The sequence below is a fragment of the Streptomyces sp. NPDC050617 genome (assembly GCF_040654795.1).
Taxonomy (GTDB): domain Bacteria; phylum Actinomycetota; class Actinomycetes; order Streptomycetales; family Streptomycetaceae; genus Streptomyces.
In genome coordinates this window covers 78,793-91,712 of the sequence record NZ_JBFAIS010000013.1, presented here as the reverse complement: position 1 = coordinate 91,712, position 12,920 = coordinate 78,793, and the positions used below count along the sequence as shown (strand labels likewise).

Annotated in this window: 9 protein-coding genes; all 9 read left to right on the top strand. The window is 72.4% G+C overall.

Translation table 11 applies throughout. The features are described 5' to 3' along the window. The first annotated feature begins 25 nt into the window (after positions 1–25). The gene (locus AB0I49_RS19235) at positions 26–535 is read left to right on the top strand and encodes a hypothetical protein (RefSeq protein ID WP_363228180.1); all 510 of its coding nucleotides are present in this window, start codon (positions 26–28) and stop codon (positions 533–535) included. Between the two features lie 1,130 nt (positions 536–1,665). After that, the gene (locus tag AB0I49_RS19230; protein ID WP_363228179.1) at positions 1,666–3,003 is read left to right on the top strand and encodes an MFS transporter; all 1,338 of its coding nucleotides are present in this window, start codon (positions 1,666–1,668) and stop codon (positions 3,001–3,003) included. 399 nt (positions 3,004–3,402) lie between these two features. Next, on the top strand, positions 3,403–4,203 hold the full coding sequence (locus AB0I49_RS19225; protein WP_363228178.1) for a phytanoyl-CoA dioxygenase: 801 nt from the start codon (positions 3,403–3,405) through the stop codon (positions 4,201–4,203). Between the two features lie 69 nt (positions 4,204–4,272). Beyond that, on the top strand, positions 4,273–4,824 hold the full coding sequence (locus tag AB0I49_RS19220; RefSeq protein WP_363228177.1) for a DUF6309 family protein: 552 nt from the start codon (positions 4,273–4,275) through the stop codon (positions 4,822–4,824). Continuing rightward, positions 4,821–9,014: an AMP-binding protein gene (locus AB0I49_RS19215; RefSeq protein WP_363228176.1), complete on the top strand. Its 4,194-nt coding sequence runs from the start codon at positions 4,821–4,823 to the stop codon at positions 9,012–9,014. Before AB0I49_RS19220 ends, AB0I49_RS19215 begins: the two co-directional genes overlap by 4 nt. 129 nt (positions 9,015–9,143) lie before the next feature. Beyond that, complete coding sequence (locus AB0I49_RS19210; protein ID WP_363228175.1) at positions 9,144–10,409, top strand: aminotransferase class III-fold pyridoxal phosphate-dependent enzyme; 1,266 nt, start codon at positions 9,144–9,146, stop codon at positions 10,407–10,409. Positions 10,410–10,530: 121 nt separating this feature from the next. After that, positions 10,531–11,370, top strand: a complete 840-nt coding sequence (locus tag AB0I49_RS19205; protein WP_363228174.1) for a TauD/TfdA family dioxygenase — start codon at positions 10,531–10,533, stop codon at positions 11,368–11,370. Beyond that, entirely contained in the window at positions 11,352–12,122 is a 771-nt protein-coding gene (locus tag AB0I49_RS19200; RefSeq protein ID WP_363228173.1) for an SDR family oxidoreductase, read from the top strand. Before AB0I49_RS19205 ends, AB0I49_RS19200 begins: the two co-directional genes overlap by 19 nt. Positions 12,123–12,131: 9 nt before the next feature. After that, on the top strand, positions 12,132–12,905 hold the full coding sequence (locus tag AB0I49_RS19195; RefSeq protein ID WP_363228172.1) for a class I SAM-dependent methyltransferase: 774 nt from the start codon (positions 12,132–12,134) through the stop codon (positions 12,903–12,905). Positions 12,906–12,920 lie beyond the last annotated feature (15 nt).

Here is a 12,920-nt window from a genome sequence, read left to right as displayed (position 1 = left end):
GACTAGAACAGGAACGGAGTTCACGATGAAGCGCATCATCGCGACCGCGGCGACAGCCGGACTGCTGCTGCTCACACCGGTCGGCAGCGCCAACGCGCAACCCGCCGCGCCCGGCGGCGGCGTGCTGGGGCCGGACGGCTACAAGAGCCTCCACCTCGGGCAGTCCGAGGGCGCGGCGGAGCAGACCGGCCTGCTGGTGGACAAGAAGGGAGGCGGTGGCTGCTCCGTCTACCACCTGCGCCCCGCCGAGGGGAAGCCGAACCCCGGCGGCGGCGTGTTCATCGAGTCCCGCAAGGGCGTGGCGATGATCACCGGCACGGACCGGATCCACACGCCCGAGGGCGTCACCATGGGCACCGGTCTGGACCGGGTCAAGGCGGCCTATCCCCGGCTGAAGAAGGTCGACGACTGGATCTTCGAGACGCCGGTCCCCGGCGCGAAGCACGGCCAGCGCTACCGCATCGCCTTCGACGACCGGGACCAGGTGTCCGACTTCGCGCTGGAGGCCGCGGACCGGGGCCGCTGCAACAGCTGAGACCGCGACACGGGTGACCCGGCCGACGCCGTTGTCGGCCGGGTCACGCATGTGACGGCCTCAGCCCGCCCGGCGACGGAAAAACGACGGCAGAGGACCCTCGGCTCGACAGTGGACCCGCGGTTCGGCAGAGGACCCTCGGCTCGGCAGAGGACCCGCGGTGCGACGCGTATCAAGGCCGCGGCCCAAGGAGCTCAGGGGCCCAAGGCACTCGGGGGCTCAAGGAGCTCAGGAGGCTAAGAGGGCTCGGGCTCAGGGCGGCCGGACGCTCATTGCCGAATGCCGGCCCGGAGAATCCGAGAAGCGCGTGCCGTCCTGCGGCGGTCGCGCTCCACGGCGGTTTCCGCATTGCGTCCGTGCGGAGTTCGCCGGGGGAATGCCGGGGCCGGTGGAGAAAACGCCTGACGGCTGGAGCATGAGCCTCCGTCTCCGAGTCGGCCCACAGATTGTTGTGGTTCAGGCCGACGCAGATGAGCTTGAGCAGGGCCCGGACACCTGTCAAGAACTATGTGGTCCAGGTCACATATTCGTGACACGGCGCCACACGTCGAATCCGGAGAGCCTCTCCGCAGAGGTCTAGACATGATGCTCGCGCCCTTGTTAAGTTCACATCCCATTGATCGCTACGTATACCAACTACGTTGCCGAGAGCATCTGTTAGTCACGCTCTCCGCACTCCGCCGGAACCCTGGCCGGGGGCCGCGCCACTAGGCGCGACCTCGCTCAGCGGCCGCCCATTCCCAGCGCGTCGAATCCGAATCCCGGCCCCCCGCGACCGATCCGGGCTTTCTTCCTGATGAGGCATCAGACATGGGTTTGCCTGACTCCGCAGTAACACCCTTAGCCGGCACCCGGCACACACGCCGAGGCGGCGTCCAAATCGTGCAGCACACACCGACGCAGCCGAGGGGATTGCCGATGAACAACGCACGGACTTCGGCTGAATCCCGTCCGCACCCGCCTGAATCCCGTACGCGCCCGCCCCGCCGCCCGGCGGCGGCCACCCGCCGACGGCGAACGACCGGCGTTTCGCCACCTGGGCTCCGGAATCGTCCGGGACACCGAAATCGCCGGAATCACCTGGGCGAACGCCCTTTAGGATTCACCCGCCCCGATACCAGACCCCGTACATGAGCGACGGCGCCCGGCACAGGGACGAGGTGCTGCTGCGGGCCGCGTTCATCGTCTCCAGCGGCGGCGACTGGATCTTCCGGTTCGCACTGCCGGCCCTGGTGCTCCAGCTGACGGGTTCGGCGATCTCGACGGCGCTCACCTACGCGGTCGAGTTCGTTCCCTACGTGGTCATCGGCCTGTTCAGCGGGGTCGTCGCCGACCGTACGGACCGGCGGCAGCTCATGATCCGCTGCGACGCGGTCTCCGCGGTGATCGTCACCGGGGTCGGTGCCCTGTGTCTGGCCCACGCGTCGGTCGGCCCGGTGCTCGCGGCGGCCTTCCTGCTGGGCTGTGTTCGGCCGTTTTCGTTCCCCGCCTTCCAGGGGTTCCTCACCGACCGGGTGGCGCCGGGGCGGCGGGCCGCCATGAACGCCTGGATCCAGGGGGCGGACGGCACGCTCAGCATGCTCGGCCCCATCGCGGGCGTGGCGGTCGTCGCGCTGCTGGGGCCGACGGTGGCGAGCCTCGCGAACGCGGTCTCGTTCATGCTGTCCGCCGCGCTGATCAGCGGCACGGCGGTCCTCGCGGCCGGCCGGCGCCGGCGTGCGCCGCTGGGCGCGACATGCCGTTCCCTGGGCGCGGACTCCCTCGCGGGGCTGCGCCTGGTCATGAAGAACAAGGGGTTGCTGTGGGCCACGGTGCTGCTGACGCTGTCCAACTTCACCTTCCCCGCGGTCACGGCCAACCTGATCTACATCGTGGCCGGTCCGGACGGCCGGCTCTCGGCGTCGCTCGCGGTGGTCTCCGCGGCGCAGGGGCTCGGCGCGGTGCTGGGCGCCGCGGTCACGCCGGCCCTGCTCCGGAGGTTCTCGGCGGGCGCGCTCATGCAGAGCGCGATGGGCGCGATGGCCGTCGCGCTGCTGCTGCCCGCCGTCCGGATCGATGTCGGCGCGCTGACCGTGGCCTGGTTTCTCGCCGGGGCCTCCACGTCGCTTTTCATCGTCCCGTGGCGGACTTACCGTCAGGGCGCGGTCGACGCGCGGTTCTTGGGCAGGGTCGTCGGGCTGCAGCGTGCCGTGCCCTTCGCGGCCGTGCCGGTGGGCGCGGTGAGCGGCGGCCTGCTGCTCACCGAGTTCGGCGCCCCGGCGCTGTTCGCGGCCGCGGCCGCCGTTCAGCTCCTGGTATGGCTCGGTACCAGGTTCTCCCCGCTGGGCAGGGCGAGTTCGCCGACTGCCCGCGATACCCGAGAGGTCGCCGGTCCGATCGTCGGGCGCTCCGCCCCGGCCCCCCGCCGTATCTCCCCGCCGCGCGAAACCGAGCGGGTCGCGGTCGTCGACTCCGGGGATCCGGAATGACTCCGCCGCGAATTTCCCCAACTTTGACCCGAATTTTGACCCGGCCCGCGCCTCGAACCCTGGCCAGGCCCTTGCCCCGAACCTCAAACCCCGCCTCGCCCCAAACCCCGATCCGAACCGTGCCTCAAATCCGACCCGAATCTTGACCCAAACCCTGCCTATGCCGCCCGCGGCCGAATGGCACAGAATCCGATGCAGCCGGGCCCGGACTCGATCTCCGCAGCCGTCCTGGTGTCCGCCGGGCCCGTAACAGGCCGGGCACCAGCATTCCAGCAGAGCTACCGCGCGGTATCGAAGAGCCATTGAACCGGGTTCGTCCATGAAAACCGGCCGCTAGACCGGCCGCTTGGAAGACACGTTCACGACGTGATCGTCACGTGAGAGGGTGTGAATGCCCATATGCCACCGATTTTCAAGGACAGCGGGACCGTCCTGACGCGGCGGGAGCAGTTCGCGGAGTCGGGTTACCTCGTTCTCCCCGGTCTGCTGCCGCAGTCGCTACGGGATCGCCTCACCGTCGAGGTGGACCACTGGGTGGACGACGGTCTGCGCGCTCGCTCCATTGACGCCTGTGTCAACCCCTCCCCCGACGGTTTATTGCCGGTGCTGGAGTTGGAGCTTCCCGCGCACGGCGAACTCCTGGCCTATGAGCCGTTGATGCGGGTGCTGCGGGAACTCATAGGAACCTCATTCGTCTTCCATCATCTGCACAGCGACCGGCACAATCCCGGAATGGCCGGAAAGCCCTGGCACCACGACTATGAACCCAACGACGACGGGGACCCCGGGCTGCTGATGGTGCACACGCTGCACTACATCGGCGGCCTGGACGGGACGATCGGCAACCTCACGCTCCTGCCCGGCTCCCACCGCGAACCCCGCGGCAAGGCCGCGCTCGCCCACCTAGGCACCGCCGAACTGCCCGGCGAGATCGAGATCGACAGCCTGCCGCCGGGCTCGACCGTGCTCGTCAACTCGGCGCTGCTGCACGCCCGCAGGCCCATCACCGGATCCGACGAGGCGGCCCGCCCCCGCTACTTCGTCGACGCGTCATACTGCCAGACCGGAGCCCGGTGGCGGCCCGTGAAGCCTTACTGGCGAGGCATGCTCGCCAAGGCGCGGGACCTCGGCCTCGACGGCGGCCGGTGGCCCGAGCTGTTCGCGGAACGGCACTTCACCGAGTACGCCGACTCGCTGTGAGGACGATGAGGTCCATGGGAACCATGAGCACCATGAGCGCCTTGAGGACCTTGAGGAGGGGCACCCATCATGCAGGTCGTCAGTTCAGTCACCTTCGACGAGGTGCAGCGGGAATTCCGGCGGGAGCACCCCGTCGCACGGCAGCACCGGGGGAACACCAATCAGGACACGGAGAACTGCCTGGAGCTGGCCGACAAGGCGTTCGGCACCTGGTCCGAGGTCCGGCTGTGCCGCGCCGACGTCCTCGACGTGATGCTGCCCTGGCACCTCAGCGAGGGCGGCGCGTACGAGCTGGTGCCGCGCACCGGGCTCACCATCGGCCAGGCCGTGCGGCTCATCCGGGCGCGTGAGGCGGAGTGGTCCGAGGGCAACCCGGTGTGCACGGCGAAGATCGACCTCTTCCGGGACTCCGCGTTCACCTCGCTCTACCTCAGTACCCACCCGGTACCGCATGACCACTACGCGGACGTGCGCGTCGGCGACGGCTTCATCCACCTCGACGGGCTGCACCGCATGGTCGCCTGGGAACTGGCCCAGCGGCTGCCGGCCCGCGAGGAACTGACCGCCTTCATCGCCGGTGACATCTCCTCGCATGCCACAACCGGAGGCCAACGAACATGACCCGTGCCCTTCGATCCACCGCATCGCTGTCCGACCTGCTCATACGCAACGCCGCGGTCTACCCGGACCGCCCCGCCCTGAGCGACGGCGAGCGCACCTTCGACTACCGGGCGCTCGACGTCGTGGCAGGCCATGTGGCGGCCCGGCTGAGCGGTCTGGGCGTCGGCCGCGGCGACCGGGTAGCGCTGTTCGGGGCCAGGGACGCCAGGATGTGCGCCCTGCTGTACGGGGTGCTGCGCTCGGGGGCCGCCGCGGTGCTGGTCGACGCGGGGTGGAGCGCGGCCGACGCCCGCAGGCGGCTGGACGCCGTCGAGGCGCGCTGCGCGCTGACCACGACCGCGGAGATCGTGGCGCCCGAGCCGTACGGGACCGAGGTGCTCGACGTCGACGCGCTGGCCGTGTCCGCACCCGTGGAGTCGCCCGACGCCGCGCGCTGCCGGCCGGCCGACGTGGCGTATCTGTCGTTCACCTCGGGGTCGCGCGGGGAGCCGAAGGCCGTCGCGGTCACCCACGCCAACACGGTGCACTACGCGCAGTCGCTCCGTGACCGGCTGGGGCTCACCGACGCGGACGCCCCGTGCGTCGCCCACGTCACCACGCTGGCGGCCGACCTCGGCCACACCGCCTGGCTGCTCGCGCTCGCGACCGCCGGTTCGGTGCACGTCGTGCCCGACGACCGGGCGCGCGACCCGGAGTCGTTCTGGGCCGCGCTGCGCGAAGCGGGCGTGACGATGCTCAAGACGACGCCGTCGCACCTGACGGCGCTGCTGGCCGGGCGGCCGTCCGACAGCCCGGCCCTGGACACCGTGCTGCTCGGCGGCGAGCCGCTGCCGCGCTCGCTCGCCGCGGGCCTGCTCCGGCAGCGGGTCGCGGTGCGGGTCGCCAACCACTACGGCCCGACCGAGACGACGGTCGGCGCCACGTGCTTCCTCGCCTCGTCGGCGGCCGAACTGCCCGCGGACGAACCGACGGCGCCCATCGGCACCGCGATCGGCGAGGCGGAGCTCCGGCTGGTCCCCGACGGCCCGGAGGGCGAACTCCACATCGGCGGGCGGGGCGTCAGCGCGGGGTACTTCGGCCGGCCGGAGGAAACCGCGCGCAGCTTCATCCAGCACGACGGCGCGTGGGTGTACCGGACGGGCGACGTGTGCCGCCGCCGCCCGGACGGGAACCTCGTCTTCGTCGGCCGGTCCGACCGGCAGGTGAAGGTCCGCGGCTTCCGCGTGGACCCCGTCGAGATCGAGCACGCCATCGAGCGGTTCCCCGGCATCACCCAGTCCGCGGTGATCGTCCGCGATACGCCGGCGGGCAGTCAGCTGCTGGCGGCGGTGGGGCTGGCCGACGGGCGCGGCGAGGGCGAGACGATCGACGCGCTCGGCTCGTACCTTCGCGACCGGCTGCCGGGCTACTCGGTGCCGCAGCCGATCCTCGCGGTGCCGCACTTCCCGTACGGGGCCAACGGAAAGCTCGACCGGGAGCGCCTCGGCGCACTCGTGTCCGGCCTCATCGCCTCCCGGGCGCGCGGCGCGGGCCACGAGCGGGCCGCCGAACCCCCGGAGGCCGACGGGCCCGACCGGGCGGCCGAGCCGCTGGCCCGTGCCATAGCGGAGCTGTGGGCGGACGCCCTCGGTCTGCCCGTCGTCGACGCGCACGCCGACGTGCTGAGCCTGGGCGGGGACTCGATCCTCGCGATGCGCACGATCGCGTTCCTGCGCCGGCGCGGCCACCGCGTCGCGTTCGAGGACTTCTACGAGCACCCGGCCCCGGCGCTCCTGGCGGCGGCCGCCCTCGCCACCCCCGAGCACCCGGCGCCGCGGACCGGCACGGCCGCCGCCGAGCGGCGTGAGCTCGCGCCCGCGCAGCGGTGGCTGTTCCGTCAGCCGGTGGACGAGCCGCGGCACTGGAACCAGTCCGTCGTCCTGCGCTGCGGCGTACGGGTCGACGCCCCGGCCCTCGCGGCGGCCCTCACGGCCGTGCTCGGCCGCCATCCGGCGCTGCGTCAGCCGGTCGGCCCGGACGGTCCGGGAGAGCCGCGGGAGGCGGCCGACCTGGACGTGGTGTCCCACTCCACGATCCGGCCGGCGGACTCGGTCGCCGAGACGGTGGGCGGCGTCTGCACGGAGCTGCACCGCAGCCTGGACCCGGAGGCCGGGCGGCTGCTGCGGGTGCATCTCTTCGCGGGCGGGCCCGGCGTGGACGACCGGCTCGCGGTGATCGCGCACCATCTCGCCGTCGACGGGCTGTCCTGGCGCATCCTGCTCGACGACCTCGCCGCCGCCTACCGGGCGGAGCTGTCCGGCGGCCCGGCCGAACTGCCGCCGACGGCCGACTTCTACGAGTGGGCCGCCGCGTCGCCGTCCGCCGGCGCCGCCGTGCGCGGCGCGGTCGCCCCGCTGCTGCCCGTGGACGACCCGGCCGGCGACCCGGAACCGGCGACGCTCACCTGGACGCTCGACGAGCGGGCGACCGAGCGGCTGGTGGCGCGGCACGGGCGCGCGCAACGGCTCGAAGCGGTCCTGCTGTCGGCGTTCGCGGACGCCATGTCCGCCTGGAGCGGCCGGCCCGCCCTCGGGGTGGAGGTGGAGACGCACGGGCGGGAGACCGGCGGCGACGCCGGGCGGTATCTGGACACGGTCGGCTGGTTCACCGCCGTGAAGTGGGTGGCCCTCGACGCCCCGGGCGCCGGGGGCGGGCCGGACGGGGCGGATCGGGTACCGGAGGTCGAGCGCCGGCTGCGGGAGGCCGAGCAGCTGCCGATGGACGTCGACGGCATCCGCCCCGAGGCCGCCTTCAACTTCCTCGGTACGTTCCGGCTGCCCGACGAGCCGTCCCTGGCCTGGTCGGTCGCGGACGAGCAGGCCGGTTCGGCGCGCTGTACGACCGGGGACACGCTCTACCGCGTCCGCCTCACGGCCCGCGTCGTCGAGGGCAGGCTGGTCGCGGACCTGGTGTACGCGTGGCCGCGGCTGTCCCATGAGAACGCGGACCGGGTCTTCGCCGCCTTCGCCCGCGACGTGGCCGCGGCGGCGGACGCCGCCGCTCCCCCGCACGCCAGGGCGGCCGTCTCGACCTCCGGGCAGCTGCTGCACAACGGCGTCCCGGCGCCCCGCGGCCGCTGGCGGGTGCTGCGCGAGCCGGTCCGCGTGCTGCTGACCGGGGCCACCGGCTATCTCGGCGGCCACCTGCTCACCGAGCTGGCCGGGCGGGGCGCCCGCGTCACCTGCCTGGTGCGCGGCGACGGCGACGCCGACGCGGCCCGCAGGCTCGGCGGCGCCGACGCGGTCGCCGGCGACATCGACCGGGAGGGGCTGGGCCTGTCCCCCGCCGGTCTCGCCCGCGCCCGCGAGGCCCAGGTCGTGGTGCACGCCGCGGCCGACACCCGCCTGGTGGCCTCGCCCACCGAGCTGGAGCGGACGAACAATCTCGCGGTCCGGCGGCTGCTGGCGTGGATCGACGCCGAGGCCCCCGCGGCCCGCTTCCACCACGTGTCCACGCTCGCCGTGTCCGGGGGCGTCGACGGTCCCGTACGCCGGTTCAGCGAGGCCGATCTGAGGATCGGTCAGAACTTCCGCACGCCGTACGAGAGGGCGAAGTTCCGGGCCGAGGAGACCGTACGCGCCTGGGCCGCGACGGGCCGTCAGGCGTACGTGCACCGCAGCGGCCACATAGCGGCGCACAGCGGTACGGGCGCGTTCCAGCGCAATGTCCAGGACAACCGGATCTACCAGACCGTCCGCGGCTATGTACTGGCCGGGGCGGCGCCGAGCCGGCCGTCGACGACCTTCGAGTTCTCCCATGTGGACACGGTGGCGGCGGGGATCGCGGCGATCGCGGCCCATCCGTACACCGCGCCGGGCGTCTACCACGTCGAGACCCCGCACACGGTGGCCCACGACGACCTGGTGGCGTGGATGATCGAGCACGGCTATCCGATCAGCCTGACGGACGACGATACGTTCGCGGCGGCGCTGGCCCGCGCCGAGCGCGACGATCCGACGACGGCCCGGCTGGCGTCGACCTGGTTCCAGCTCGGGGACCGCAATGTGGCCGTGGACAGCGCGTGGACGACGTCCGTGCTCGACCGGCTCGGCGTACGGTTCGCCGAGCCGAGCCCGCGGTGGTGGTCGGCGGCCCTGTCCTGGGCGGCCGCCGCCGGATTCCTCCCGACGCCGGTCCTCTCCCCCAGCTGACCGATGACCGCCGACGACCCGATGACCGCCGACCCGACCACCGGTAACCCGACCACCGCTCACCCGATCACCGCCTACCCGACCACCGGCAACCCTTCGACCGCACCCGTCCCAACAGAAGGTGGATCCATGTCCCAGCTGTCCCCCATGCTCAAGCAGGCAACTCCCGTCGTGGCCACGCGGGGTGAGGGGATGTATCTCTTCGACGCCGACGACCGGCGCTATCTCGACTTCACCTCCGGGGTCGGCGTCACCAACACGGGCCACTGCCATCCCCGGGTCGTCGAGGCCGTGCAGCGGCAGGCGGGCCGGCTGATCCACGGCCAGTACACGACGGTGCTGCACGACCAGTTGCTGACGCTCAGCGAGCGCCTCGGCGAGGTGCTGCCGCCCGGTCTGGACTCGCTGTTCTACATGAGCTCCGGCAGCGAGGCGGTGGAGGCGGCGCTGCGGCTCGCCCGGCACGCCACCGGCCGGCAGAACGTGATCGTCTTCGAGGGCTCGTTCCACGGCCGCACCATGGGCGCGGCGGCGATGACGACGGCGGGGCACCGCTTCCGCGCCGGGATCGGCCCGGTGATGCCGGGCGTCGCGGTGGCCCCGTTCCCGGACGCCTTCCGGCTCGGACTGAGCGAGGAGGACGCCGTCGAGCACGCCTTGCGCGGGCTGGACCGGGTGCTGGCCACGGTCAGCGCGCCCGAGGAGACGGCCGCGATGTTCATCGAGCCGGTGCTGGGCGAGGGCGGCTATGTGCCCGCGCCCGCGGGCTTTCTGACGGGGCTTCGGGAGCGTGCGGACCGGCACGGGATCCTGCTGGTCTTCGACGAGATCCAGACCGGTTTCGGCCGGACCGGGAAGTTCTGGGCCCATCAGTACAGCGACGGCCTCGTGCCGGACATCCTGACCACGGCCAAGGGCCTGGCGAGCGGCTTCCCGCTCTCCGCGATCGCCGCGCCGGCCGCGCTGATGGCCAAGGCGCGGCCGGGGTCGCAGGGCGGTACGTACGGCGGCAACGCCGTGGCGTGCGCCGCGGCCCTCGCGACGCTCGACGTCATCCGCGACGAGCGGCTGGTGGCCAACGCCGCCGAGCAGGGGCGGCGGCTGGCGGACGGGCTGCGGCGGGTCGCGGCCGACTCCCCGGCCATCGCGGACGTGCGCGCGCTGGGGCTGATGGCCGGCAGCGAGTTCTGCCGTCCGGACGGCTCCCCCGATGCCGCCGCCGCGCAGCGCGCCCAGCGCGCCGCCTCCGACCTCGGCCTTCTGCTACTGCCCTGCGGCGTCCACGGCAACGTCATCCGGATGATTCCGGCGCTCGTGGTCACCGCCGAGCAGATCGACGAGGCCCTGAGCCTCTGGGCCAAGGCCGTCTCGTCGTCCGCCGGGACCGCGGGATGACCGGCCGCGGGATGACCGATCGCGGGGTGACCGATCGCGGGGTGCGGAGCACCCGCACCGTGAGCGGCAGCCCTGTGAACGACCGCAAGTCCGCACGACTCCCGAAGGGAATGATCGCACCATGACCGGAACCACGATCGGCGACATCGGCTGGACCAGTGAGTATCTGGAGTCCGCACGCGATGTGTGGTCGCTGTCGGTCGGCGACCCGGACCGGCGGCTGCTGGAGGCCGACGCGCTGGCCGAGCGCTGGGGCGCGGGCGAGCGGGCGCATACGGCCGTGCGCTCGTTCATCGGCCGGAGTCTGGACGCCGTGGGCTTCGTGAACGTCCGCAACATCCTGTCGCCGGACGCGTCGGACGCGGACCTCATCACCCAGCTGTCGTTCGTGCTCCGGGACGTGGCCGGGGCCATCCCGCAGAACGCCCAGGGCGACCTGTGGACCATCCTGCGCGACCGCGAGGGCGACGGCGCGACCGAACTGGGCTTCCACTGCGACACCTGTGATCTGCTGGTACTGCTGTGCCTCCAGCCGGCGGCGGACGGCGGCGGCAACACCAAGCTGGCCAGCGCCCGGCACGTCCACGACATCATCGAGCGGGAGCGTCCGGACGTGCTCGCCCTCCTCAAGGAGGAGTGGACCTTCGACCGCACCGGCCGCGCGGGGCAGCAGATCCTCACCACCCCCATCCTGTTCACCCAGGACGACGGGACGATCGGCTGCTACTACCAGACCCGGACCGTACGGGCGTCCGCGGACCTCGACGCCGAGCACTTGGCGGCGCTGGCGTACCTGGACGAGGTGCTGTACCGCCCGGAGATCGCCTTCGGGATGCGGCTGGACGCGGGCGATCTGCTGATGATCCGTAACAGCCGTGTGCTGCACGGCCGTTCGCCCTATGTCGACGTCCCCGGTCCCCAGTCCCGGCGGATCCTGCGCGCTTGGATGAACGAACGGTGACCGGCGAGGGAAGGATCGCCGTCGTCACGGGCGGCGGCAGCGGACTCGGCCGGGCGAGCGCGCTGGCCCTGCTCGACCAGGGCTGGTCGGTGGCGCTGGCGGGCCGCCGCAAGGACGTGCTGGAGGAGACCGCCGCGAGTTCGGGCGCCGGGCCGGACCGGGTGATCGCCGTCCCCACGGACATCAGGTATCCGGGCGAGGTCGCGGCGCTGTTCCAGACCGTACGGACCCGGTTCGGCCGGCTGGACCTGCTGTTCAACAACGCGGGCGCGGCCGTGCCGCGCCGGCCCGTGGCGGACGTGGACTTCGAGGACTGGGGCCGGGTGATGGACACCACGGTCACCGGTACGTTCCTCTGCGCGCAGGAGGCGTTCCGCGTGATGCGGGACCAGTCGCCGCAGGGCGGACGCATCATCAACAACGGTGCGCCGTCCGCGCATTCGCCCCGCCCGAACGCCATCGCCTACACCACCGCCAAGCACGCGGTCCTCGGGCTGACCCGTGCCCTGTCGCTGGACGGCCGGCAGTACGGCATCGCCTGCGGGCAGATCGACGTCGGCAACGTCACGCCGGTGGACGGCAGCCCGCAGCCGGCCGCGATGCAGGGCGACGGGACGATGGCCGTGGAGGCGACGATCCCGGTGGAGCGCTTCACCGAGTCGCTGCTGCTGATGGCGTCGATGCCGCTCGACACCAACGTGCAGTTCCTCACGGTGCTGCCCACGACCATGCCCTTCGTCGGGAGAGGGTGAGGGGATGCGATGCTGATCAGCGCTCGTTCCTTCGACGAGTACCGTGCGATGTTCGCGCTGTCGGACGACGATCTCGCGCTGCGCGTACTGGACTGCCCCGGCGGTTCCGCGAGCTTCACGGCCCTGGCCGGGGAGCGCGGCGCCGACGCCGTCGCGGTGGACCCCCAATACGGCTCCCAAAAAGCCGAGTTGGGGCTGCTGGTGGAGCGGGAGATCGCGCACAAGCACGCGTTCATGACGGAGAACGCGTCGGACTTCGTCTGGGACTGGTTCGGCGACGCCCAGCGCTATACGCGGCTGCGCACCGAGGCCGCGCGCACCTTCGCGGCCGACCTCCGCGCCCGCCCGGACCGCTATGTCGAAGGGTCACTGCCCGACCTGCCGTTCCCCGACCGCTCCTTCGACCTCGTGCTCAGCTCCCATCTCCTGTTCTCCTACGGGGCCCAGCTCGACGAGGCGTTCCACCTGAGTTCGCTGATCGAGCTGGCGCGCGTGGCCCGGCGGCAGGTGCGCCTGTTCCCGCTGGTGCACCACACCAGCGACCTGCGCTACGAGCCGCTGGACCGGCTGCGCGAGGCGCTGGACGGCTACGGCGTCTCGTCGCGGATCGACCGGGTGGACTACGCGTTCCAGCCCGGCGGTGACGAGATGCTCGTCCTGGAGTGCGCCGACCGGGGCGCGCTGCCCACGGCCAGGGAGGGGACGGACGCCCACGACCCGGTGCGGTGGCGGCATCTGGGCGACGCGGGCGGTGCGCCGACGGCAGGCGCGCAGCACCGATGATCCCGGCCGGCCGCC